The 25787-nt window shown below is 53.6% G+C and carries 14 protein-coding genes and 3 pseudogenes; 8 read left to right on the top strand and 9 right to left on the bottom strand.

What is annotated here, in order from left to right; all coding sequences use genetic code 11:
- Positions 1-25 precede the first annotated feature (25 nt).
- The gene (locus tag CEK60_RS04030; protein WP_198361458.1) at positions 26-10309 is read left to right on the top strand and encodes a VCBS domain-containing protein; all 10284 of its coding nucleotides are present in this window, start codon (positions 26-28) and stop codon (positions 10307-10309) included.
- A 1123-nt stretch (positions 10310-11432) separates the two neighbouring features.
- Here CEK60_RS04030 and CEK60_RS04025 read toward each other — a convergent pair.
- The gene (locus tag CEK60_RS04025) at positions 11433-13301 is read right to left on the bottom strand and encodes a putative bifunctional diguanylate cyclase/phosphodiesterase (protein ID WP_232471464.1); all 1869 of its coding nucleotides are present in this window, start codon (positions 13299-13301) and stop codon (positions 11433-11435) included.
- A gap of 264 nt (positions 13302-13565) precedes the next feature.
- On the opposite strand from CEK60_RS04025, the gene CEK60_RS04020 reads away from it, so the two are divergent.
- Complete coding sequence (locus CEK60_RS04020) at positions 13566-14372, top strand: 2OG-Fe dioxygenase family protein (protein ID WP_089037930.1); 807 nt, start codon at positions 13566-13568, stop codon at positions 14370-14372.
- 565 nt (positions 14373-14937) lie between these two features.
- Here CEK60_RS04020 and CEK60_RS22635 read toward each other — a convergent pair.
- The 7 genes and pseudogenes from CEK60_RS22635 to CEK60_RS04005 form a co-directional block, all read right to left on the bottom strand.
- Entirely contained in the window at positions 14938-15393 is a 456-nt protein-coding gene (locus CEK60_RS22635; protein WP_232471463.1) for a PD-(D/E)XK nuclease domain-containing protein, read from the bottom strand.
- Positions 15394-15497: 104 nt separating this feature from the next.
- Complete coding sequence (locus CEK60_RS22980) at positions 15498-15968, bottom strand: AAA family ATPase (RefSeq protein ID WP_269768692.1); 471 nt, start codon at positions 15966-15968, stop codon at positions 15498-15500.
- 14 nt (positions 15969-15982) lie between these two features.
- Positions 15983-16477, bottom strand: a pseudogene (locus tag CEK60_RS22975) (AAA family ATPase).
- Between the two features lie 467 nt (positions 16478-16944).
- Positions 16945-17208, bottom strand: coding sequence for a fructosamine kinase family protein (locus tag CEK60_RS22870; RefSeq protein WP_198361457.1), 264 nt, complete (start codon positions 17206-17208; stop codon positions 16945-16947).
- A gap of 165 nt (positions 17209-17373) precedes the next feature.
- Complete coding sequence (locus CEK60_RS22865; protein WP_332459893.1) at positions 17374-17553, bottom strand: fructosamine kinase family protein; 180 nt, start codon at positions 17551-17553, stop codon at positions 17374-17376.
- A 32-nt stretch (positions 17554-17585) separates the two neighbouring features.
- Positions 17586-17852 carry a PD-(D/E)XK nuclease family protein gene (locus tag CEK60_RS22860; RefSeq protein ID WP_198361456.1) on the bottom strand — a complete coding sequence of 89 codons (267 nt, stop codon included), beginning with the start codon at positions 17850-17852 and terminating at the stop codon, positions 17586-17588.
- 507 nt (positions 17853-18359) lie between these two features.
- A complete protein-coding gene (locus tag CEK60_RS04005; RefSeq protein ID WP_089037929.1) occupies positions 18360-18734 on the bottom strand; it encodes a histone-like nucleoid-structuring protein, MvaT/MvaU family in 375 nt (124 codons plus the stop codon).
- Positions 18735-19979: 1245 nt separating this feature from the next.
- Here CEK60_RS04005 and CEK60_RS22045 point away from each other — a divergent pair.
- The 3 genes and pseudogenes from CEK60_RS22045 to CEK60_RS22615 form a co-directional block, all read left to right on the top strand.
- Entirely contained in the window at positions 19980-20141 is a 162-nt protein-coding gene (locus tag CEK60_RS22045) for a hypothetical protein (RefSeq protein ID WP_157697997.1), read from the top strand.
- A 6-nt stretch (positions 20142-20147) separates the two neighbouring features.
- A complete protein-coding gene (locus CEK60_RS04000; protein ID WP_089037928.1) occupies positions 20148-21338 on the top strand; it encodes a tyrosine-type recombinase/integrase in 1191 nt (396 codons plus the stop codon).
- Between the two features lie 488 nt (positions 21339-21826).
- A pseudogene (locus CEK60_RS22615) lies at positions 21827-22024 on the top strand (IS110 family transposase); the annotation flags it as partial.
- 334 nt (positions 22025-22358) lie between these two features.
- Here the strand turns inward: CEK60_RS22615 and CEK60_RS22610 are convergent.
- Positions 22359-22469 (bottom strand): annotated as a pseudogene (locus tag CEK60_RS22610) (IS5/IS1182 family transposase); the annotation flags it as partial.
- Between the two features lie 299 nt (positions 22470-22768).
- Between CEK60_RS22610 and CEK60_RS03990 the strand changes: the two are divergent.
- From CEK60_RS03990 to CEK60_RS03980, 3 genes are all read left to right on the top strand, one after another.
- The gene (locus tag CEK60_RS03990; RefSeq protein WP_089037926.1) at positions 22769-23215 is read left to right on the top strand and encodes a MarR family winged helix-turn-helix transcriptional regulator; all 447 of its coding nucleotides are present in this window, start codon (positions 22769-22771) and stop codon (positions 23213-23215) included.
- 54 nt (positions 23216-23269) lie between these two features.
- Complete coding sequence (locus CEK60_RS03985) at positions 23270-24529, top strand: NAD(P)-binding domain-containing protein (RefSeq protein WP_089037925.1); 1260 nt, start codon at positions 23270-23272, stop codon at positions 24527-24529.
- Between the two features lie 88 nt (positions 24530-24617).
- Positions 24618-25784, top strand: a complete 1167-nt coding sequence (locus tag CEK60_RS03980; RefSeq protein WP_089037924.1) for an MFS transporter — start codon at positions 24618-24620, stop codon at positions 25782-25784.
- Positions 25785-25787 lie beyond the last annotated feature (3 nt).

Genomic DNA, 25787 nt, shown 5'->3' with positions numbered 1-25787 from the left:
CACGGTCAACGGCAGCGATGACGGCGTGACCGTCGATGTGCCCAACGATAATGACGCCACCGCGCCGGATGGCAACATCAATGACCAAGTGGTATTCGAAAGCGGCTTGGCGGATGGCTCCGCGCCTAACACCAATGACACCCGCGTCCAATCCAGCCTGACGCTCACTGCCCCGGATGGCCTGCGGGACACGGGCGCGGTGACGCTGGCGTATACCGACGAGAACGGTGATCCGGCGACTCTCGAGCTGAGCAAGGCGCAGGTGGAAGCGCTGGGCAGCGATCCGCAAACGCTGACCACTCAGTACGGCGAGCTAACCCTTAACGGCTACAGCCAGGCCGATGACGGCACTATCACTCTCGATTACAGCTATGAGCTGACTACGGCACCGAGTGAGAACCTCAACGACCTGGTGGACAGCATCACCGTGACCGCCTCCGACCGTGATGGTCAGAGCAACAGCGACGACCTGAACATCAAGATCGTCGATGATGCGCCGACGGCGACCGATGACACCAACGCTGTGACCGAAGGCGATGACACCACCAGTACTGTCGAGGCCAGTGGTAATGTGATCGGTGGTAGTGATGCTTCGTCGGGTGATGTCGAAGACTCCCAAGGCGCCGACGGTGCCACGGTCACCGCGGTGACCAGCACTAATGTTCCCGCTGCCGAAGCCACTGAGACTGACGGCACGCTGGTGATCGACGGTGAATACGGCACGCTGACGATCAATGCGGATGGTAGCTATACCTACACGCTCGACAACACCAACCTCACGGTCCAAGGCCTGACCGACGGTGAGACACTGGACGAGGTGTTCAGCTACACGCTGACCGATGGGGACAGTGACGCAGACGATGCCACGCTGACCATCACGGTCAACGGCAGCGATGACGGCGTGACCGTCGATGTGCCCAACGATAATGACGCCACCGCGCCGGATGGCAACATCAATGACCAAGTGGTATTCGAAAGCGGCTTGGCGGATGGCTCCGCGCCTAACACCAATGACACCCGCGTCCAATCCAGCCTGACGCTCACTGCCCCGGATGGCCTGCGGGACACGGGCGCGGTGACGCTGGCGTATACCGACGAGAACGGTGATCCGGCGACTCTCGAGCTGAGCAAGGCGCAGGTGGAAGCGCTGGGCAGCGATCCGCAAACGCTGACCACTCAGTACGGCGAGCTAACCCTGAACGGCTACAGCCAGGCCGCCGACGGCACCATCACTCTCGACTACAGCTATGAGCTGACCACGGCACCGAGCGAGAACGTCGATGACTTGATGGACAGCCTCACCGTGACCGCCACCGACCGTGATGGTCAGAGCAACAGCGACGACCTGAACATCAAGATCGTCGATGATGCGCCGACGGCGACCGATGACACCAACGCTGTGACCGAAGGCGATGACACCACCAGTACTGTCGAGACCAGTGGTAATGTGATCGGTGGTAGTGATGCTTCGTCGGGTGATGTCGAAGATTCCCAAGGCGCCGACGGTGCCACGGTCACCGCGGTGACCAGCACTAATGTTCCCGCTGCCGAAGCCACTGAGACTGACGGCACGCTGGTGATCGACGGTGAATACGGCACGCTGACGATCAATGCGGATGGTAGCTATACCTACACACTCGACAACGCCAACCTCACGGTCCAAGGCCTGACCGACGGTGAGACACTGGACGAGGTGTTCAGCTACACGCTGACCGATGGGGACAGTGACGCAGACGATGCCACGCTGACCATCACGGTCAACGGCAGCGATGACGGCGTGACCGTCGATGTGCCCAACGATAATGACGCCACCGCGCCGGATGGCAACATCAATGACCAAGTGGTATTCGAAAGCGGCTTGGCCGATGGTTCTGCCCCGAACACCGACGACACTCGGGTTGAGTCCAGCCTGACGCTGACCGCCCTGGATGGCTTGCAAGACACGGGTGCGGTGACTTTGTCCTACACCGATGTGGATGGAAATGAGGCGTCCCTCGAACTCAGCCGAGCCGAAGTAGAAGCACTGGGCGATACCCCACAGAGCCTGACCACCCAGTACGGCGAGCTGACCCTGAATGGCTACAGCCAAGCCGCTGACGGCACTATCACTCTCGATTACAGCTATGAGCTGACTACGGCACCGAGTGAGAACCTCAACGACCTGGTGGACAGCCTCACCGTGACCGCCTCCGACCGTGATGGTCAGACCGACAGCGGCGATCTAAACATCAAAATCGTCGACGACGCGCCAGTGGCCGAAGACGACACCAACGCAGTGACGGAAGACAGCGTTCTCACCACGACCGGTAATGTGCTGGGCGATAGCGGTGCCTCGCCGGGCGATGTGGCCGATATCCAAGGCGCCGACGGTGCCACGGTGACCGGCGTGACCAGCGACAACGTACCGGGCAACGACGCCACCGACAGCGGCGGTACCTTGGTGATCGAGGGTGAGTACGGCACCCTGACGCTCAATCCTGATGGCAGCTATATCTACGTGCTCGACAACGCCAACCTAGAGGTCCAGGGGCTAAGCGACGGTGAGACGCTGTCCGAGACGTTCACTTATACGCTGACGGATGGCGACAGTGATGCCGACGACGCCACGCTGACCATCACGGTCAACAGCAGCGACGACGGCGTGATCGTTGATGTGCCTAACAACAATGACGCCACCACGCCAGATGGCAACATCACCGACCAGGTGGTGTTCGAAAGCGGCCTGGCGGACGGCTCCAGCCCGAACGCCGCCGACATCCGCGTCGAATCCAGCCTGACGCTGACTGCTCTGGACGGCCTGCAGGAAGATGGCGCTGTCAGCCTGACCTACACCAATGAGGATGGGGACGAGGCCACGCTCGAACTGAGCAAGGCACAGGTGGAAGCGCTGGGCAGCGATCCGCAAACGCTGACCACCCAATACGGCGAGCTAACCCTGAACGGCTACAGCCAGGCCGCTGACGGCACCATCACCCTCGACTATGACTACCTCCTGACCAATGCGCCGGAGGAAGACGTCGATAGCTTGATGGACAGCATCAAGGTCACCGCCACCGATGAGGATGGCTCGACCGACAGCGGCGATCTGAATATCCAGATAGTCGATGATGCGCCGACCGCCGAAGATGATACCAACGCCGTGACCGAAGGTGCCGATACGAGTGGCAACGTGATCGGCGGCGATGGTGTCTCGCCGGGGGATGTCGCCGACACCGAAGGCGCCGACGGCGTCACAGTCTTCGCGGTGACCAGCAATAATGTGCCAAGCAATACGGCCGACGAGACCAATGGCACGCTGGTAATCGAGGGTGAATACGGCACGCTGACCCTCAATGCCGACGGCAGTTACACCTACGTAGCCGATCCGAATAGTACGAATGCCGACGTTCAGGATGTCTTCACCTACACGGTGCGCGATGGCGATGGTGACGAAAGCACCGCGACCCTGACCATCGACGTTACCGATGTCACCGGTACCCCGACCGACACCACGGGCAGCGTGGATGAGGCAGGTTTGGTGGATGGTACCGATGCGTCCGCCGACAGCGAGATCATCAGCGGTGCTGACCTAAATCTTCAGGATGGCTGGACGGTAGAGTCAGCGCAGAGCGGCTCGACGCCGTGGGGTAGCTGGACGGTCAATACCGATGGCACTTTCGATTACACCCTGAACAATGAGGCGGATCACTCCGGCACGCCGCCGACCGATAGCTTCGAGTACACCGCAGTCGATCAGTACGGCAATACCGTCACCAACACCGTGACCATCGGTATCGTCGATGATCAGCCGGTGATCAGCGTCGACAGTGGCCAGCTGGGCAGCGTTGAAGTCGATGAGAGCGACTTCTCCGCTGGGGAAGTCAGCGCCACCGATGCCGACTTTATCGACGGCGTATTCGCGATCGATCACGGTGCCGATGGCGAAGACAGCACCACCTATCGCCTGCAGGTCACCGATGGCGTGGCATCCGGCGTAACGGATACCGCCACGGGTGAAGCCGTTCATCTCTTTATGGACGGTGACGATGTGGTCGGTCGTGTGGGCAATGATCCCGCTGGCGAGATCGCCTTCCGTATCGCGCTTGATGGTGATAGCGGTGCCGTGACATTGACGCAGACTCGTCCTTTGGAGCACCCGGATAGCAGTGATCACGATGATGCGATCACCCTGAACGACGGTGCCCTCCAACTGGTGGCAACTGCCGTCGATGGCGATGGTGATAGCGTCGACAGCGATGCCGTCGATGTCGGTGGCCAGTTCACTTTCCGTGACGATGGTCCTGCCATCACAACGCCGCCTTCTAGCGCCTCGGTCTATGAAGCCAATCTGGCCCTGGGTAGTAATCCTGATGTGCCAGCGACTAGCGTATCCGATACCTTTGCAGTGGATTTTGGTACCGATGGTGCAGGGGATGTCCAGTTCAGTGAAGGGGGTGTCGATTCGACCGTATCGGCTCTTGAAGCTGCCGAGCTGACGTCGGATGGACAAGATCTAGAATATGTCGTTAGTAACGATGGCCACACCCTGACGGGCTATCGCGGTGCTGATCATAGTGAAAGCGGCAAGGTCTTCACGGTCGAGATACTCAACCCGACCGCGGCAACACCTGGCTATGAGTTCACGCTGCATCGGCCGCTGGATCATGACGGCGGGGCCGAGACTCTCGATATCAACCTGCAGCATCTGACAGTCATCGACGGTGACAATGATACGGTTGAAACCGACTTCACCATCACCGTTGTCGATGATGATCCCAGCGTTGCGCCTAAAGCCATCACGGTGGAGGAGGATTCGGACGTCGGGTCGACTGAGAATACCTTCAATACCAATGCCGATGCGACGGGCACCAATACCGGCATTGACGGTGGCACACCGGATGCAGATGGTTGGGTAGAAACGACATACGGTAAGGCCAAGGTAAACGACGATGGCACCATTACCTACGAGCCAAACGAACACTACAGCGGTGAGGATTCCTTTACCTACACCACGACGACCGACAATGAAACCAAGACCTTTACGGTTAACGTGACGGTCAATCCGGTTGCCGATGCGCCGGATCTGCAAGGTGGCAATGTCCAGACCAATGAAGACACTGCGGTCGCGCTGAATCTGGCAGCACCGAGCCCTGTCGATACCATGGACCAGAACGGTGCCGGCACCGCTGGCGACAACCCGGAACTGCTGAGCGAGATTACCCTGAGCGGTATTCCGAGTGGCACCGAGCTGCTGGATGGCAGCGGCAACATGCTGTGGACAAGCGATGGTAGGGATATCACCATCGTTCTCTCCGATGGCGATCATATCGCCACGGCTACTGGTGACCTGACCATGACCAAGGCGCAGTACGAGGCGCTGCAGGTCAATCCGCTTGCCCAGAGTCACGAGAACTTTACCGTCGATGTCAGCGTGACCAGCTACGAGGTCGACACCAGCGGTAACCCGCTGAGTGGCGTGGACGGTGCGGAAAGCACCGCCCAAGTGGAGGTTGGTGTGCAGGCGGTGACGGACGGTGTCGATCTAACCATCGACGGCGGGGTTACCCATACCGCCTCCGTCGACGAGGACGGTGCGCTGGACCTTGGCAACCTGCTCGGCGCCAGCTTCGAGGATCTCGACGGCAGCGAGGAGCGCTGGCTTGAAATCAGCGGTGTGCCGGAAGGCACGTCCGTGACGGTGAACGGTAGCACCATCACCGCGGGAGCCGATGGCAAAATCGTTATTCCGGCAAGCGACCTTGGTGACTTCGGCGCCGGCACATCGACGCAGATTCCGTCGTCCCTGACACTGACACCGCCGACCGATTTCAGTGGCGATCTTGATGGCATCACCGTCACCCTCAAGGCTCAGGATCATGACAGCGATGCGGGTGATAACAACGGTACGGTGGAGGAAGACTCGGTCACGCTGAATATCGACACCCTGCCGGTCGCCGATAAGCCGGCCGATATCAGCGCCGAGGGGCCTGAAGATATCGAGATCGCCTTCCTGGCGGATCTCGATGTCAGTGATACCGATGGCAGCGAGACGGTCACGGCCATCGGTATCGACAGCGTACCGGATGGCTGGGTGATCAAGGATGGCGACGGCACTGTCTTGCATACCGGTGACGGCAGCGGTGGCTTCACGATCGATCCAAACGATGTGGCCGACGGCAGCTACACCGGCTACACCATTACGCCACCAGCCCATAGCAGCGAGGACGCAAGCCTGTCGCTGCAGGTGGAAGTGGTGGACACCGCCTCGACCGGTTCGGATACCCAGACCCACAACGTCACGGCGGATATCGCTGTGACACCGGTCGCCGAAAAGGTCGGCGGCGATAGCGATGGCGATAGTCAACCCGATCTGACCATGAACGGTAACCATACCTATGGTAAGGGCGTGGACGGTATCGAAGACGAGTGGTTCGCGCTCAACGCCGATGGCTTCAATCCGGCGGACGGCTGGGCTAACCAGGACGCCGATGGCTCGGAGCAGACCTTTGCGCTGCTGACGCCAGAACGGGTCTCAGGCCAGGGTAATAGCGCCATCGGCTCCAGCTTCCGCTATTCCACGGATGGTGGCGCCACCTGGGTCGAGCAAACCTATAACGGCTCGCCCATCGAAGTGCCGGTGGAATACCTGGACACCCTGGAGTTCAAGGCACCGCGCAACCAGAAGGGCGAGTTCCAGATTCGCGTCGAGGCCAAAACGGTGGATACCGATCCAGATACAGGGGAAGAGGTATCGGCCATTTCGGGAAATGCGACACTTGACGGCATCTTTATCGATACACCGGTGGCCGATCAGGTGTCCATGAGCGTCACCTCGCCCGCCGAGGGCAACGAAGATGAGCCGATTTCGCTGGGTATTCGGCCACAGAGTTCAGATCCCAACGAGAGCTTCACAGTCACGCTTTCCGGAGCGCCAGCCGGTGCCGTGATCACCTATGGGCCAGAAGGTAGTGAACAAACCTGGACCTCTACAGGCGAGAGTGACACCTTCGAGATCGAGGACTTCGACAGTAGCGTGAAGTTGACCGTCACGGCGCCGCAGGACAGCAACGAGGACTTTACGCTGACGGCTGGGGTCGTTACCGTCGATGAGTACGATGGCGAGACGGATACCCTCGATACGCCGGTCGAGAAGTCGATCAACGTCCATGTGGATGGGGTCGCCGATGCGCCGGATGTCACTATTGAGACGCCGGTCTATGCCGAAGAGGACCTGGACACCGACAGTGCCAGCGTTACGCTGAGCGATATCATCACTGCCAGCAGCTCGGGCGAAACCAGCGGCGATGGCTCCGAGACGCTGACCTATCGCATCACAGGTCTCGATGCGCAGTTCGATGTTGAGGGCGCGACTCTGATTCGCGGCGAGGGAGCCAGTCGCGAATGGGTGACTACTGATCCAAGTGCCGTCACCATCACCACGCCGGAGAATTTTAGTGGACGTGCGGATTTCTCGGTGGTCACCATCGTGACCGAGGACGATGGGGATACCCTGGAGGATGGTCCGAGAGACGTGGCCTTCGAGGTGACACCATCGCCGGAGGCAAAATTCAGTATCCAGTCCAGTCTGGCCGAGGATCAGCTGGGGCAGCTCAACCTGAGGCTTGAGCCGCAGAACGGCGATACCAACGAGTCGTTGAATTCGGTATGGATCGAAGTCGCCAGCGTCACGGGCAATCAGTTCGAACTCTACTACGGCAGCGATGGCAGCACGACGCTGGCCGAGGCCGCAGCGAACGGCGAGCCGGGTGTAGTCGAGGAGGGCGGCTACTACAAGCTGACCGACGGTGCCTGGAACAATATCTATGCCCAGGGCGACGAGCACTTCTCCGGTAGTGCCGGCACTCTCGAGGTGCAGTACGAGATCACCGATACCCCCAACGCTGGCTATGAGGGCACTGTTGGCGACACCACGGTGGTCAAGAACGAAACCCATGAGGTCGTCATCGAGGCGGTAACCGATGTGCCGACGGTGACCATTACCGGGATCGTCAATGTTGGTGGCAGCGATGCCACCATAGACGAGCCCGCGAAGGACGTCACCGCCGACGGTAACGATCGTGTCGAGGTGACCGTCGATATCACCCAGCCGGATACCGACGGTAGTGAGTCCCTCAAGTACCTGCTGATTGACAATGTCCCTGCTGGGGTCGGCGTCGTGGGTGGCGAGTTCGTTGGGCAGGTCGCAGGTGGCACGGGCAGCCAGTGGCGTATCGAGATCGATCCCGATGACGTCTTCGACACCGATACCCTGACCCAGACCGTCGAGTTTACGATGGGCGATGGCACCCAAGTGGATGCCATCGAGGACCATGAGATCACCATCACCGCGGTGACCCAGGACAATGGCGCGACCAGTCAGGAGGAGAGCGGCAGCGATAGCTGGACGCTGACCGGTGAGGGCGACTTCGGCGATGGCGAGGACCCGAGCGAGATCATTAGTTGGCAAGACGCCAATGCGACCATGACCGAGGACACCGGTATGGCGCTGTCCGACCTGGTGACTGCCGAGATCGGGGATTCGCCGGATGGTCGCAGCGCGGTGACCATCTCCAACCTACCGCCGGGCGCCGTGGTCAACGGTATGCAACAGACCACCATCGACGGCGAGATAGTGTGGTATGCCAGTACCGATGATGGCAGCAATGCCGCCCTACAGACCCTGCTGGATGGTATTACGGTGACGCCGCCGGCCGACTGGAACGACAGTGAAGGGCCATTCTCCTTTGATACTACCCTGACGACTCAGTCGCCGAGCGGCGAGGAAAATGCCTCGACGATCAGCGTCACGCCGCCGGTAACGCCGGTGACCGATACGCCGACCGTCAACGTCTCCGCAGGCGATGCTGTTAGTGGCGAGGATATCGATTTCACCATCGACGTCTCCAGCCCGGCGGATGATCCTGATGTCAGTCTGGTGGATGGTCAGTTGGTGATCACCCTCGATGAGGCCGGTATGACCAGCGGCGACGGTGCCTCAGGCAGCCTGTGGTACAACGGCGAAGAGATCACGCCGGATGGCGACGGCAACTACGTGATTGATGGTGTCGCCGTGGGCGACTCGGTCACGGTGAGCTATCGTCCGGAGGACAATACTTGGGGCAACGTTTCGCTTATCGCCGAGGCGGCGACCCAGGAGACTGGTGCGAGCAATGTCGAGACATCGACCGGGTCGAGTGCTTCCGAGATCGCGCCACCGCCACCGGAAGTCACTGCCAGCGATGCCGTCGGCACCGAGGACGAACTGGTCGAACTGCAGCTGGGCGTTTCGCTGCCGGATGCCTCTCAGAGCCTTGATGCCTTGCTGCTAGAAGGTGTGCCAGAAGGCTGGCTGGTCAAAACCGGTAGCGATGCCGGTTCGGCGACGCTGGCTGATAACGTTGGTGGAGGAGGCTGGTCGATCCTCAACGACGACGGCAGCATGCCGGACTTCGTGGGCCTGGTGCCGCCGCGCAACTGGAGCGGTACCCTGGATGGCGCGGATGCCCTGACCCTGACGGCGCGGACCAGCCGCAACGGTGAGAGCGAGACCACCTCCACTGACTTGGAAGTGGACGTTCAGGCCGTGGCCGATGGCATCACGCTATCGCCCGAACTGAGCTTCGGTGACGAGGGTGACAAGATTCCGCTCAACCTCAGTGCCTCGATGGAGGACCTAGACGGCTCGGAAACCGCTACGATCGAGCTGACGGGACTTGGCGAACATGCCAGCTTCTTCACCGACGGCGGCAATACGCTGCTGGACGACGCCAACGTGACGTATGACGACGTCAACGACACCTACACCCTGAGCGGTATCACGCCGGATCAGATCAATGATTTGTATCTGGTACAGGGAGCGATGCAAGGCTCCGTGGCTATCGAGGCCTGGACCACGGATGGCAGCGAGGAGTCGGCGCATGTCTCGGATAACTTCGAGGTCAATATCGCAGCCGTGGAGCCGACGTCCGGTGACGATACGCTGTTGTATAGCGGCTCACCGATTGATGCCCTGGGTGGCGACGACACTATCGTGATGCGTTTCAAAGAAGACCTGGAACAGGGTGACTACGCTAACTTCGATAATATCGAGCGCTTCGACCTGGCAAAGGGTGGCGGCAACTCGTTGGATGCCTTGCGTCCAGAGGACGTTCTGGAAATGACTGATGATCGAAATACACTGAGTATTTTAGGTGATGAGAATGACACCGTTGACCTCGGGGCAGGCTGGACCGAGGGAGGAAATCTCATAGAAGACGGCGTTACTTTCCGAGTTTACAACGCTGATGAAGATATATCGCTGAAAGTGGAGAGCAGCATACTCGTGGAGTAAGCTAGAAATAGAGAGAGTAATAAGTGTGCAGCGCCAGGATCTTAAAAGACCCTGGCGTTTTTATAGGCGTTTATTTAAAGGGAGCAATATTACTATGATGGGAGAGTCTCTGAAAAAGTTCCTGACTTTAACAACAATACAGCCATCGGCAACTGTGCAAGATTCAGCGCCGCCATAGATCAGGTCACCTCCTCAGAAGTCGAGTATCAGAACGAGCAGCGTAAGACTCGCCGCGAACTATTAAAGTAGCTACACACAGCACAAAAACTACGACTTTATCGAGGTTAAGCCAGACGATGAAAGCGGTTTTGAAATCTTCATTATTCAGGAATAGCGAGGTAAGATGCCTGTTTAAGGGTGTATTTTTTACGCAACCTGCAACATGTTTAAGTGTTGGAGTTAGCAAGCGGCATTAATGTTCCTTTCTCAAGCGTTGAGTGACTTATAAGCAACATACGATATATGAAAAAAAGAGGGGAAGTAGTTACAGGTCGGGTAACATATCAGCACGTTTATCCAACCAATGGGGGCAGTCTAAGGTCTAATAAGAGCTAAGCCCTGGCCTTGTCAGGGGAGAATGAGCATGGGTTTTTCAGCCCAGATCGTACCTGCCGTAGTGGTTTTGGCTGCGAATTTATTGAGCGGCCCGAATTTTTCTCTACGTTGGGAATGAGTGGCGGCGCTGTTTGGCTGGTCGACAATGATAAATATTACCGCTATTCCGTTTGTGTTGCTTTCTTGGCCCAAAACAGCCTGGTAGTGAGATATTTTCCTCAGATTGCGGGATTCTGCTTAATTACGGCCCTATTCCGCGATTATGAAAAAAATCTCCTCCCCTATTTCCATGGGACTGAGGTTCATAATCTCATCGAATCAGGTCGCTACTGTGACTCTTGTTTTTAACAAGGCTAGACACTGCGGCGTCCACTATGTTGCGCTTTCAGCTCCTCTCCGTGGGTACGCATACTGTAAATGTCATACCGGAGACGACAAAAGGCTGCCCTTGGCCGATGCGGGGGCAGCTAGGGCCGGGGGGCAACCCTAGCGATCAATGAGTATTGAAGACGTTCAAAAGGTCAGGGTCTTGCTCTCCAGAGAATTGTACGTTAAATCACGACAAGATTCAGCTCGTTAGACCTTTGTGAGTAGGCACGAAGCCACTCAGTAGACGATCAATTTCCTCGGCGGGCATTGGGCGGAAGAAGAAGAACCCCTGGATGAGGTCGCAATGCATGTCGCGAAGCAATGACAACTGTTCGGCGTTTTCGACGCCCTCGGCCACTACTTCCAACCCCAATCGATGACCGATGAGGATAGCACCCTCCATGATGGCCCGATCCTTCGGTTGCGTGGGAGCGTCTTGGATGAAAGAGCGGTCAATCTTCAGGGCTGTGACTGGAAAGTGCTTGAGGTAGCTCAGAGATGAGTAGCCGGTCCCGAAGTCATCAAGAGCAATGTGAAAGCCGCGATGATAGAGGCGCCGAAGGTCCTCAATGGCGGTCTCGTCGGCTTCTATCAGGACATTCTCGGTCAGTTCAATGCCGATATCCCGAGGTGCTAAGCCGTGACGCTGCAACGCATCCTCAAAGCGCTTGAGGGCACCGCGACCCACCAGTTGACGCCCTGATACATTGATATCGATGCGGTGTTCATGAAATCCCTTGGACCGCCACTCTTCCTGCTGGCGGCAAGCCTCTTCTATGACCCAATCGCCTAGACGATGAATCAAGCCGGAATATTCGGCCAGCGTGATGAACTCGGCTGGTGAGATCGTCGGGCCCTCAGCAGGCTCCCAGCGTATTAAGGCCTCAAGATTCTCTATTCGGCCACTGGCCGCTGAAACCTGGGGCTGGTAATGGAGGGAGAACTCATCGTTGTCCAAAGCTTCCTTGAGTCGTGCCAAGAGGTAGTGCTGGCGAACTAGTTCATCATGGAGCTTCTGTTGGAAGAAGCATACAGCACCCCGCCCCTCCAGTTTGGCACGATTCTTGGCAACATCGGCATTACGGATCAATTCTCGTGATGATTCGCCATTCTCTGGAAAGAGCGCCACACCTAGGCAGGCCGTAACCTGACGCTCTCGACCGTCCAGGAAGAAGGGTTTGCGAAAGACATTTTGGACATGACGAACGATCCGTCTGACGTCGGAACTCAAATAGACGCCGGGAAAGGCCAGCACGAATTCATCGCTAGAAACACGAGACACCAGCTCAGTGACTCGTTGGCACTCTTTCAGTCGCCGAGTAAGCTCAATGAGCAGACGATCGCCCTGATCATAGCCAAGAGCATCATTAATTTCGACGAAGTTGTCGATATCTAGGTAGAGGGTGGTGAGACCATTGCCCCGGCGTCGACAGGCATCCAATAGGCTGTCTAGGTTGATTTCAAAGGACTGGCGATTCGGGAGATGGGTGAGCCAGTCGAAATGGGTAGCAAATTTCAGGTCGCGATGGGCGCGCTTTTGGTCAGATAGATCGACATCCACGCAGAATAACAAGGGTGAATCGGTATGCTCATTGAGCATCAGATGTTGTGAAAAAACCGATATCAGTTCACCAGTTTTGTGTTTGAGTTCAAGCTCACTGGCGGGTATGACGACTCCTTCTTCAATCCAGGCTCTATGCGCTTGAATCACTCCGTCACGCATGAAAGCGGGTATGATCAGGTCTTCTAATAACTGGCCTTGTGCTTCCTCGGAGGTATAGCCATAGAGACGAGCGCTGCCCTCATTCCAATAAACCACTCGCCGATAGCGGTCGTATCCCTGAACAGCCACCTTTGGTAGACTCTCCAGCAGGGAGCGGAATCGTTGCTCACTTTCCAGATACTGACGGCGTACTACCTCGACTTCTTGTTTACCAGCGTCGTGTGCATCGATGTCAACTGCTAAAGATGCACTAGGTGCATTTATCACTCGCTTATCGGAAAACTTCCTGCGGTTTCTCTTCAGGCGTTCCGAATCTTTGGGATGTCGGGAGTCGCGGATATTCATGGAAACCACCTAAAGAAAATGCTAATGAGGTTCCTCACAGTGCCAGCATTAGGCACTTCGTCATCATTATCCTACACCTATTGGTAGGAGATATCCTACCAATATGCATTCTCAACGGTCTGATTATTTTTCTCCAAAAAGCAGTCCTCTTTAATACATTATTTTGACATATCCCAACAAAGTTTCTCATTTTCTTTCTGTTGGTCGCAGTGTTGACCACGAACACACAGGGCAGTTTCGCCCAGTCAACAGGAGAATATCCACATGAAGCTTGATACTTTCAAATACGGTTTTGGCCTGACCTCTATGCCTGCTGATCCCCTTGCCGAGTATTGGAATTTGGGATTGACCAAGGCGTTGCGGCATCAGGGGTGGGCGAAAACTGATATTCGGGAGCGAATCGATCTTGCCGCTTGGCAGGGATTTGTCGATGATCTGTCGCGCGACCCCTATGTCAATCTTCGTTGGAAAGGGATGTCATGGCTCGCTTTGAATGACCAAGGAGACGTAGAGGATATGGGGCAATGTCCCATGGCCCAGGGGGGAGCCTTTAATGATGCTGAAAGCATGGCGGATCGTCTGCGGTACTATGATCCACTGACGCAGGAGTTTTTAGCACGCCCCGATGTGAAGGATTTCGTGCGCGCGTGGGCAAGGCTTTGGAATATCGGTGCGCACGAACCCATTCTAATGCAAATCACCGGGGTTCGCGGGGAAGGTAACGTTGATCCCCTTCAGGGGCAGGGAATTCATGCCGATGGCTGTAAGGCTCTCAGTATTCTGGTCCTGAATCGGGAAAACGTGGCAGGTGCCGCAAACCATCTCTACGCAGACAAGGCTGGCATGCAACCCTTGGTCGATATCACTCTGAATCCGGGTGATATCCTTCACCTATGCGATGACCGGCTATTTCACAGTGTCGATGGTATCGAACAGCTCGACAGCAGTGCACCTTTCGAGCGGTTTATCATCATCATTAATAGCCGCTTCGTGGATGACTTCCAGAACCGTATGTTGCGTCGTCATTTCCCGAAAGCGATTCTTAATAAGAGCTTTGGACACTCTCAGTAAATTGTGAGCCTAGCAACACCAACGCCTCCGTAACTTCGGAGGCGTTTTGATTTTGCGGTGCGCCAGGCATGGCGCGCAGCGCCTTAACAGGCGCTATTCCTGAGGGTGGTGCCTCAGGATGACTTGGGGGTGAAAGTCCCCTGCACGCCCGGCAAGGTACCCCCCTAGAATGGGAATCTGAAGGCAGCTCGAGGCAAAAATGGCTTTCCGAACAGGAAGCTGATACGAGGCGCGATGGCCGTAATCATCAAGGCCCAATACTTGAACTGAACGCCATAACGTAAATCCGACAGACATGAGCGGGAAGGTCACGCGTCTTACCCTGGGAGGTCTTATGGTCTTCCACGGTGCTAGCGGCGTCGAGAAGCGACGGGAGGAGACATCAGACATCAGACGACAGCCGAGGCCATAGTAAGTGCCGATTCACCCCGGCATCAGGGGCCGAACATGAAGAACCGTGAGTAGGCGATAATATCTAGAGTATTAATCGTGAAGGCATGATTGAAATAGAGTTATACCGTTATCTACTGTTTTACAGTAACCTAATCAAATATCGACGCTTGGACTAAAGGAGCAAATTGTTAATTAACCATCGATCAATAGATTCAACCTCAAACGCTACAATTTGTCGCTTTCCACTTGAGAATTCGACCTCTATTAAAGTGTATGGGCTTTCCGACAGCACGGTACTTATCACCTGCTTCAGCGCCTCACCTTCGGGCAGCTGCACCACCAACTTGAACTCGAAAAGGTAAAGGTGGCCGCCGAAATCAACGGTCAAGTCCACACGGCCATAATGACTAGCGTCTTCAACAGTGACAGCGAGCCCTAGTGCGGCGAAGTGACTATAAAAGACGCTAACATAGTGACTTTCATAGCGGACAATCGGTTTATTGCGATACCAGTCGTGGGGCAGCTCTGCGAAGAGTGCCTTGAGGTGGGCTTCCAGGCTGGCAAGGTCATGCCGCTGCAGGTGCTTGGATAAGGTGTGACGCTCACGCGGAACGTTCTCAACATCCAATGAAGGTAAAAGTGCATGGTTCGGGTTAGTCTCTACCTCACGGTTGGGAATGGCCTGGGTCTACTAACAGTAACCCAGCATGAGGTCCTCGACCTGTTTGATAGTTAAGTAACGGTTTGGAAGGGTAGGGCGTCAGTGCTGATATCATCCACGTCGAACTGGTTGAGCAACTCGTATTCCGTTTTCCACTGATCAAGTTGAGGAGTGAAGACACCTCGCTGTTTGAGGATATCGACCAGGAAAGTGGACGTGGCGCTTTCGAACCAGTAGGCGCCGAACTCACGGTTCTGGAAGAGTAGCAGAACGTCGAAGGGATTGTAGACGGAAGTGATCTCGCAGCTTCCCCAACGATAGCCGTTATACCGCTCTCGGATTGCCTCAAGATCCAGGCTAGGCAGCTCAAGAGCAAATACCGTGTCTATATCCTCATCAGTGTAGCCGCAGATCGTGGCGTACCCGGGTAGCAGCGTGATATCGCGTAGGTTGTTTAGCCCTGAGAACAGGCTGACCTTACTGAACTTCGAAACCCCAGTGATTATCACCAGGTGTAGGTGAGGGTCAGCGTCCTTGATCACGATGTAGAGATTCTTCAACCCCTCGCGCACTCAGGATCTAGAAGGTTGTCGAGGATTGGTTTGTCGTACTCATCAATCAACAGTACGACTTGCTGACCCCTAGACGTGTAGGTAAGTAATAGCAAATCTGAGAGCTCACCGGGAATATCGGTCTCATGGGCGGTGGCCTGGGTAAAGCGTTCACGCTCTGGTGAATCCGCTTATCTAGCTCCTCACGGTTCCGCACACCCCACTGCCGAAGCTCAGCCGGATTACGTAGTCTGCCAGCCCCAGCGATCATGGAGGTATAACCTCTCGAACAACGATTGACGGCCTTCGAACAAGCAGCGCAGGGTGTCGATCAGCAGGCTCTTGCCGAAGCGCCGCGGGCGAGACAGGAAGTAGAACTTGTTCTGGGAGACTAAGCGCTCGATCAGCGGTGTCTTGTCGACATAGTAGTAACCTCCCTCGCGGATTGTCGAGAAGGTTTGGATACCTATCGGAAGCCTGAGGTGTGGATCGGTTGCCATGCTGACCTCCCGAGTAGAAAGATATCTTCTCAGCTCACACCGCGTTTAAGCCACTTTGGCTTGCCGCTTGTGCCACCGCATAGGCAGGTGACTGCTTACGCGACTTTCTGCTATTAGCTTACGGATATTGATTGCGGCGTTGATGTTGCTGCTTAAACCATTAGTGCTAAAGTAACAGCCTGAGGGCTCTGATTCTGAAGCGCGACAGCACTGAAGGGAGGGGAGTCAAGTGCTACGCTGATCACCCAAAACTAAACCGCATTCCTACTCCACGTCAGAGGCAATTCACTATGAGCAATAACATGCAGTTCTTTTTGGGTATCTCTCCAATCCTGTTCATCATGATTGGGACTATCTGCGCAGGTGCGTATGCAGTGTTTCGTAAGCTGAAAAATCACCGCCACTGACTTTTCAGTACCAATGAGTAAAGGGCGTGAATAGCGACGAACGAGTTGCCAGCACTCCGCTCAATAAGCTTCCAGTCTTGCTAACGCACGCTCTATGGCAGGTCGGTAGCTGCCTTCAAACAAAAGCAAATGATTCCGTAGCGGGTAAAGCTGAAAAAGCGCCTCTCGGCTTGGCCACTCATCAGGTGCACTGCCATTCCAGTACGCCTTAAAGAAAGCAGCACTGGGCGAGCCGAATAGGGTCAACATCGCCAGATCCACCTCTGGAAAGTGGCAGTAAACCGCAGGGTCAATGATCGCGGGGCCTTGGGGCGTGAACAGCACATTGCCCGACCACAAATCACCTCAGCGAAACATCCGGCAGCCAGCGTTCTACCCCATGGGCTAACGCTTCAAGGCGGTGACGTAAACCGTTGTTTAACAGCCCCTTAGAACAACAGGCGTTGATGAGCGGTAACAAACGCCGCTCTCGCTGAAAAGCGGGGCGCATTAGGCTAGGGTGTTTTCCCCACAGGCGTTATCTCGGAACCAGCCGCGCTCGTCCCCTGTCATCTCATGCAACTTACGCAGTCCCTCACCCAGTGCTGACTCATCTCTATGGCGGTGCGGTATTGTTTCCAACGCCTCCATCACCAGCCATTCACCCTGCTGGGCAATCACCGTGGGCACTACCAAGCCGCTATTAGCATTAGCGAGCGTCTTTAGTCCATCAGCCTCACCGGCTCAGAGTGATCGTGCTTCACTACCACATCCCCTTTACAGGTCTGTAGCCGATACGTAGAGGCACTATCACCCGTCTTGAAATACATCGCCAGAATATTCTCTGGCTGGTAGCCCCAGCCCTTGATGTCTGTAAGGTACTTAGCCAGTTGGTTGGAGTGCGCTTCTGTATGTGTCTTATCCACAATCACGATGGCATACGTGCCATCTAGCACGCGCAGCACATCAATATGCTTGCTCTGACGCATTACGCTAACTTCGATAAGCTGTGGCACCAACTTACTATGCTTTGCGAAAAAGGCAGCGATCAGCTCTCTCGCACACGCATGGAGCTGAGGGTCTGCTGACGCATACTGGCTATCTGCCCATGCCAATAACTAGGCGATGAAGGCATTATGAGATAGCTCCGTTGTAGCATATGAAAAAATGTTGGGTTTTGTGAGCATAAATGATTCATCTAGTGTCATTTCATTGCGGATCATTCTTGACGCCAACAGTTTATTAAAGAGGGTTGATAGACACCCGTGCTAAGCGCTTATTTGGGCCCGGCCTAGGGCGTCTTTAGGCAGAATGCCATAGTAGTGGCGCAGCAGAACTCTGCCATAATATCTATTACCATGATCAAGTGAGAGTTCTTGAGTCGTTTACTCCAAATAGAGCTCTTTGTCTCTTCGGGAAAATGTATGGGTTAAAGTAACCAAAAAAGTAGCAACCGAAGTTGCTACTGGTACTGAATACGATATTGGGCTTAATCGCTATTCGTGTTCTGATTCAATCCATCCGTTGACTGTTTCTTCTCCATATTCATCTTTCCACGCCCGTAGGCCCTTATGGTTGCCGCCGCGTGTCTCAATGGTTTGACCCGTATGTGGGTTTTTAAAGACCTTAAGCTTCCGTTTTTTGCGGCCATCAGAGCCAGCGTTCCCTTTATTTGCCGTTGTTAAGTGATCAGGGCCAAGCAGGGTAATGACATCACGCTTGGTTTTACCAAACTCATTCATCATGGCTTCGAGACGGTTTTTAAATTCTATTGCAGCTTGCAGGCGATCGTCGCCCTTAAGCGCATCCAGTTCGGCTTGAAGCTGCTTTAACTCGTTCTCTTTTTGCAAATATTTGGCTAGAACACTCATTTTTCACCTGCTTTCGTTATTTATACATAGTTTTTTTCATAGATTACTTACTTTTTCCTTAAAAATAAACAATAACTATTTTTGTACTTTTTGGATTGTGTGGAAGAATATAAGAGTTAACTTATTCAAGTCACACCAATTCGTGTTGGGGTAGTAGTCATACATCGCTACAGGGTATTGAAAAATAACGGGTAAGCGCCATAATGGGGTTAAAAAAAGTGCATGAATGCAGAGTAGATAAGACGGCAGTAGCATGGTCTACAGGCCTTAAAAAATGGCCAAATATATGTTTACTTTCCGGAACCTCAAGCGGGTAATGAACTAATAGGCGAGTTTTTGGCTATCCGGCACCTCACTTTCCAGGCTAAATTTTTCAATAGATTTCTGGTGACAGGTGAAGGCTATAAGAAGTCTCATCTGATCGTTACGGGCGCGAGAAACCAAAAATATCGACCCTTATACACAATTTCTGTTGGCGGATATAGCTGGATTAAAACGCGCTGGAAGGCCCTTCATTAAATATATATTTTGATCTTTATAACCATATTGGCAAGATAACCTACCTGTTGACTGGCTTTGGTGAAGTGCAAATAAGCCCGTATGCAGTAGAGCGTTATATAGAACGTAGCGGTGACTTTATTAAAGCACCCGAAGGAGCTTAATGCGCTTTTTTTAACAAGCCTGGCTTTATTCAAACCAATATGCCCGATAGCGTCCTAAAATATAAGCGGATGCGCTATGGCCCTTATGGTCCTTATGGTCCTTATGGTCCTTATGGTCCTTATGGTCCTTATGGTCCTTATGGTCCTTATGGTCCTTATGGCCTGTAGAAGTATGGGCCTATCAAATACAGGCTTATATTTTTTGTTCATTCTTAAAGACGGCTATAAAGAGCTAACCTCCATATACACACCCGATGCTCAAAATAGCAGCACGAATAACCGTAAAATCGTATTACATTTTTACAGTGTAATTTATAAGACCGAGCGCGCTTGATTTTGACGCCTCTACGCGAAAAGCACAGGGGCAACACCTTAACTCATTATCAGATTTTAAAAATGAGACTTTTAAAAATCTCTAAATTCATCATAACTAGCTGTATAAAAAGAATTTTTATATAAAAATCCGATAGCGAGTGGCTCACAATATCCAGCCAGGGGAGGAGTGAGCGGCAAACGAGCGGCTAGCCGTTGATCCTACAAATTATATATAATATGTGTAATAGATACTTTTAGGATTTTATAAATGGACGATTGCGCTGAACAGCAAGCACCTAGTTGCAACGGCGAAGACTGGATCTACGTGTGCCAATCCTGTGGCCACGAAGACGACCCCGATGCTTTCGGCCGTTACTGCACCGCATGCGGTGCAGATCTTGATGAACTTGAGAATGAATTACAGAGCTAGGCATTTATGAGTTCCTCAATCATTCCCACAGCTAACCAGCATACAGTTGGTGCTCCGGATACGACGAGCATCGCTGGCGCCAGCGATCATGCTGTTATTACGCATGACGCCATACCCATTCGAATATCCCAGTCACCAATACCTCGTAATCGCAATCCAGCATGGCGGCATATCCAGGCACAAGAATCGAAAGTTTCCAGAGATAATAAGCGTAGTCAGCTGAACAGGATATCGCAGCACTTTTTTGGCGTGCCGAAACCTCCTCGATACGTGCCTCCGGGTGAAGACAAACCTGATAAGCGCAAAGTCTATCCCCAGCAGCTTCACTGCATCGATTTTGTACACTGGGAGGATCTGACCGGGAACCTGGCGCAACTTGTGCTGGAATTTTTGCGTGACCATCCTGACTACCAGCTGAGCGCCGCTTCGAGAAACGCCTACCGCGCATTGCTACGTGGCGTTGCCCAAGAGGCCGTAATGCTCGGTGTCATGGAACGCGAAGAGCTGGAGCGCATCAAGTCGGTGAAGCTGGCTAAGTCTCAGAAATCAAACCGTGGCAAGGCACACCCCCGCTTCGTGCTGGAGGCCATCTTGAGCTACTGTGATAACTTGAATTCTGCTATGGGTGCCCGCGACGGCCTGATGTTTTCCATGCTGGCCACCTGTGGTTTTCGCCGTGCGGAAGCTTGCGGTATTCAGCTCAAAGATATTGATATGGCCACCCGAGACGTAGATGTCACCGGCAAAGGAAATAAGGACCGGAAAATCAAAATTGCCGATGGCACTTGGCAGCGCCTGATTCATTACCTGGATCACTATCGCGGTCGAGATCCAGGCTTCCTATTTACAGCAATTTGGCGTAATGGCAGCCGGCCAAAAAATCTCAGTCGCCCCTTGTCTGTGGCGATGATTAATAAGCGTTTGAAGGCGATCTGCGGAGAAGTAAATCAGCGCCTTTCGCAACAGTTGGGTGACCAGCACATAGAAATAGCGCCGCATGATTATCGCAGAACCTATGCAACCACCCTTCTCGAAGCCGGCTTGCAGCTCCGTGCCATTCAGAAGTTACTAGGTCATTCTAGCGTTGCGACGACTGAGGCCTACCTATTCGATGATACCGCTGGGTATCGGGACGATGCGGCGCAGATTTTCAACCAGGCGTTTGCCTTAAAACCTAACACAAACGACGTACTCTAATGAAGAAAATTCTATCAACCATGTCTGCGGTTGTACTGATTGTTGGAGCAATTCCACTACATCAAACTACGCTCGAATCCATCGCCAGGGCAGCCTTAGATTGTCGCTCATGAGCTGCCTGACTCTGTAGAATCTTTCTGCCTGGGCAATGTCGGCCCAATCTGACCCGTGCTGTGATTGGCTTATATCAAATACCTTAGCGTTGACCTGTCGATTGGTCGCTGGCGTTCTCTGGCATTGCCGGGCCTGACGTTTGTGACCTAATAGGAGTCTTGTACTGCACCCTAAGTGTCCTGTCCTGCCTCAGGATTGGTGATGCATACCTTTGTGGAGGAATCACGCATGAATAATCATTTGAGCTTCAACGAGGTCACCCTTGGTGTGGATACCCAACTGGATATTCATATGGACGTGTTGATCAGCGGCACAGACCAGCGATTGGAGATGCTTTCAGTCGCTACTAAGGTACCGGCACCTACGGAGCTGGTTTGGTCCAGGTTTTGCGGGATCATGCGGTTAAAGTCTATGAAGTTAATCGGTCAGATCGAAGCCAGAGAAGGCTGCAAGGCAAGTCAGATCCGCTTGATGCTGAAAATGCAGCTCGTGCAGTGCTTGCAGGTCGGGCCACTGCCATACCGAAAGAGCAATCAGGCGTGGCTGAAGCCCTGCGTATCGCTTCTGGTGCACGACGTAGCGCCATCAAATCAAAAACCCAGGCTATTAATCAACTGCAGGCGCTACTGGTGAGTGCTCCAGATGACATCCGAACACGACTTTGGCGTAGTAAGCCAGAAGCATGTATAGCGGCTTGCACACGTCTGCGTTCACTCGGTAAAACGCCTCACTTACAGGTATTGATGAGCACCTTGCGTGCCCTTGCCAAGCGTTGGCGCTGCCTTACCGAAGAAATAGTCAAGCATGATAAAGAGCTGGAAATACTCACAAAACAATATGCCACACGCTTGAGGAAGCAGTTTGGTGCCGGCCCTCAGACATCTGCCACGCTGCTCTCTGTGGCGGAAGACGCGCCCATGGGATCAACTTATCCATTCGGCCCAGGAATTTCTCCTTGCGGGTCTGACGGCGCTTGTTACTGAACTCGCTGTCAGCGAATGTAAGTTGCTGGTCCACCTCTGCGTCCTCATTCATGTGCAACGGATATTATCTCATCAGGCAGACTTATTCGCAGGTTCCCTAATCCCAAATGTAAGCAGCCGGAGTCATGGTGTTTTACAGCTGGTTTTCGTACTGCTACAGCTGGGGTCTACCAAGTAACCCGAACCGTATGGTATTGGCGTCGACCACCGTCGTGTAATGGTCACCCCTGAACCGTACTCAGACACATTTACAATTGAACAAGACCCGGGGCTTGCAGAAAATCAATCTCTAGGATACTGTTGCTACTAACAACATAAATCAGTGAATTCCAGATGGATCCAAAGCTCAAGCGTGCAGAAGCGCTATATGAAGCAGTTAACCAGCTAATCCGCGTACATCAGTTCCGTGATCGTGAAAGCATATGCTGTCACAACGTGTCGGTTGCTCAGTGCTACGCGCTCGAAACGCTCGTAAAACTTGGCCCCTTGAGGCTTAAAAGCCTAGCGGATCAGATGTGTCTCGATAAAAGTACTACAAGCCGTGTTGTTGATGCATTACTTCGCAAGGGCTATGCGCTCAAGACCTTGGATCCGCTTGATCAGCGTGCAGTTCAGCTGTCGCTAACCCCTGAAGGCCAAGAGCTATATAAAACTATTCGCAAAAGCTTAATTACAGAAGAGGCATCAATGATAGAGGATATCCCCCCTGAAGTTGTCGATGCAGCTCTTGTGCTCTTGGGAAAACTGACCGTCGCAGCGCGGGCCCGACTCGGCGCGTAAGCTATTTTTTTAACCACATTGTTGTTACTAACAACACTTTCTAGAGGTTTATCTATGACATACAATGTCGAAAACTTGCCCATCGCCGTCATTGGCGCCGGTCCTATCGGCTTAAGTGCAGCAGTTAACTTGCTCGATGCAGGGCTCACACCCATTGTTTTTGAATCAGGTGATTGTGCCGGTTCCAACCTGGCAAGCTGGGGCCATGTGCGTATGTTTTCGCCCTGGTCATACAATATGGATCCCATAGCAGTTTCTCTACTTAAGAAAAAGGGCTGGGCCGAACCGGTTCTGACCGATTTTCCAACCGGAAGCGAACTGCTTGAGCGTTATGTGCTTCCTTTGGCATCCCACGAGACCATTGCTCCACACCTGCATTTGAATACCCGTGTTGAAAACGTCAGCCGCCAATATCACGATATTCTACGAAATGAAGGGCGGGAGAACGCGCCCTTCGTGGTACGTGTTTCCAACTCCGAAGGTGAGCGCGACATCCTTGTCCAGGCCGTAATCGATGCGTCTGGTACTTATCAGACACCCAACTGGCTTGGCGCTCACGGTATTCCAGCTATTGGTGAGCTTGCTGCTTCGCAATCAATTACCTACGGAGTGCCTGATATTCTGGGCCCTGCCAGTAAACAATACGCAGGCAAGTCCGTACTTGTCATCGGTGGCGGCCATTCGGCATTTAACGCATTGCAGGATTTAGTCAAACTTTCTGAACAATCTGATGGCATGCGTGTTTTCTGGGGGATACGCGGCTCCTCCGTCGATAACATCGTGCGCTCACCAGAAAATGATGAGTTGCAAGAACGTAGAAGTCTCGAAGTTTACATTCAAAAATTACTGAAAGAAGAGAGAATTGAGGTATTTATCGATATAGCAATAGAAAAAATCGAGTGTAGAAATGGCAAACTAATCGTACAAAGCCATTCATATCAACTACCGCCGGTGGATCAGATCATTGCAGCAACAGGGTTTCGCCCCGATCTTCACTTGCTGTCTGAGTTGCGCACCTCAATTGACCCTGCAACGGAAAGCCCCATTCATCTCGGCCCACTTATTGATCCAAACCTTCATACCTGTGGTTCAGTCCCTGAACATGGCTCGGCTGAGCTTTCTCACCCTGAGAGCGGTCTTTATATTGTTGGAATTAAAAGCTACGGGCGTGCACCAACATTTCTACTAAAAACCGGTTATAAACAGGTTAAGTCAGTAACATCTGCTCTGGCTAGTCAGTCAGACAATGACTTTCCTGTTACTAATTGCTCTTTTTCTCATGAAGTCTTTGCGCTTAATCGAAATTTCTCATAATAAGAGTCTCGCCCTCTAATCGTAGCTTTATTACTGCGCTTAGCGTTAATTGGAGAGCATTTTTCTATTTTTGAATAAGGTGGGGGGAATGACATACTTTATTCGAAGTCATCCGCTATTCATTGTCGTGCTCGCTCAGCTATGTGGTACTTCGCTTTGGTTCTCAGTTAATGGGGTGGGTTCGGCTCTCATTCATGATGTTGGACTAAATGAAACTCATCTAGGATGGCTGACTCTCACTGTTCAGGCAGGTTTCATTACTGGGACGCTATTTATTGCCACCACAGGTCTGGCTGATCGATTACTTGCCAGTCACATTTTCGCGATTTCCTGCCTGGCCGGTGCTCTGGCAAATGCCGGCTTTGTATTTGTGGCTGCCCATCAGCCATTCGATTTGCTGTTACGGTTTTTTACAGGTCTATGCCTGGCCGGTATCTACCCACTAGGTATGAAGCTAGTGATTGGCTGGACACCTAAATATGTCGGGGCCGCTCTGGCATGGCTAGTAGGCATGTTAACGCTGGGCACTGCCCTGCCTCATCTACTGCGCGGCGCGACACTCGGGTTTCCTTGGGAGTGGACGCTTCTGGGCGCTTCCGGATTAGCATTGCTAGGTGGAGCGGCTATCTTCGTTCTAGGTGATGGCCCACACTTACCGTCCTCAAGTGGCAAGGCACGACTACGAGACGGGCTAGCAGCTTTAAGTGAACGGCGTTTCCGCGCAGTTGCAATTGGCTACTTTGGTCACAGTTGGGAGCTTTATGCGTTGTGGACGCTTATTCCATTTATGGTGACTCGCGAAATGGGGCGTCTCAACACACAGGGTACCTCGACCCCATTGATGTCGTTTACCATCATCGCACTTGGTCTGATGGGTTGTGTGGGTGGTGGGGCACTGAGCAGACGTATAGGAAGTCTGTCAGTGGCGCGCTTGGCTCTGGCGTCTTCCGGGCTTATCTGTATGGTTTATCCATTGGTTGCCTTTTTGTCGCCCGAAGTGATGTTGGTTTTACTCTCTATCTGGGGGGTGACAGTAATTGCGGATTCTCCTCAGCTATCGGCTCTGGCCGCTGAAACAGCTCCGAGAGAACGAATCGGTTCAACCTTGGCCATAATAAATGCCGTAGGCTTTGCTTTGACCATTCCATCAATTGCGTTGACCACAGCGCTTTGGCAATGGCAGGGGGTGTGGGTAGTATGGTGGTTACTTCCGGGACCAGTTTTAGGGCTTTGGGTGATACACAGGCTGTGTTAGCAA

Origin of the sequence: Halomonas sp. N3-2A, from assembly GCF_002216165.1 — a bacterium.
Taxonomy (GTDB): Bacteria; Pseudomonadota; Gammaproteobacteria; order Pseudomonadales; family Halomonadaceae; genus Vreelandella.
The sequence above is the reverse complement of the archived record's forward strand: the minus strand, read 5'-3'. Positions and strand labels throughout refer to the sequence as shown.

Excerpts from the sequence above, each read along its gene's own strand:
- CEK60_RS04025 (WP_232471464.1), bottom strand. The coding sequence starts at position 13,301 with ATGAATATCCGCGACTCCCGACATCCCAAAGATTCGGAACGCCTGAAG.
- CEK60_RS04020 (WP_089037930.1), top strand. The coding sequence starts at position 13,566 with ATGAAGCTTGATACTTTCAAATACGGTTTTGGCCTGACCTCTATGCCT.
- CEK60_RS22860 (WP_198361456.1), bottom strand. The coding sequence starts at position 17,852 with ATGCGTCAGAGCAAGCATATTGATGTGCTGCGCGTGCTAGATGGCACG.
- CEK60_RS04005 (WP_089037929.1), bottom strand. The coding sequence starts at position 18,734 with ATGAGTGTTCTAGCCAAATATTTGCAAAAAGAGAACGAGTTAAAGCAG.
- CEK60_RS22045 (WP_157697997.1), top strand. The coding sequence starts at position 19,980 with ATGGACGATTGCGCTGAACAGCAAGCACCTAGTTGCAACGGCGAAGAC.
- CEK60_RS04000 (WP_089037928.1), top strand. The coding sequence starts at position 20,148 with ATGAGTTCCTCAATCATTCCCACAGCTAACCAGCATACAGTTGGTGCT.
- CEK60_RS03990 (WP_089037926.1), top strand. The coding sequence starts at position 22,769 with ATGGATCCAAAGCTCAAGCGTGCAGAAGCGCTATATGAAGCAGTTAAC.
- CEK60_RS03985 (WP_089037925.1), top strand. The coding sequence starts at position 23,270 with ATGACATACAATGTCGAAAACTTGCCCATCGCCGTCATTGGCGCCGGT.
- CEK60_RS03980 (WP_089037924.1), top strand. The coding sequence starts at position 24,618 with ATGACATACTTTATTCGAAGTCATCCGCTATTCATTGTCGTGCTCGCT.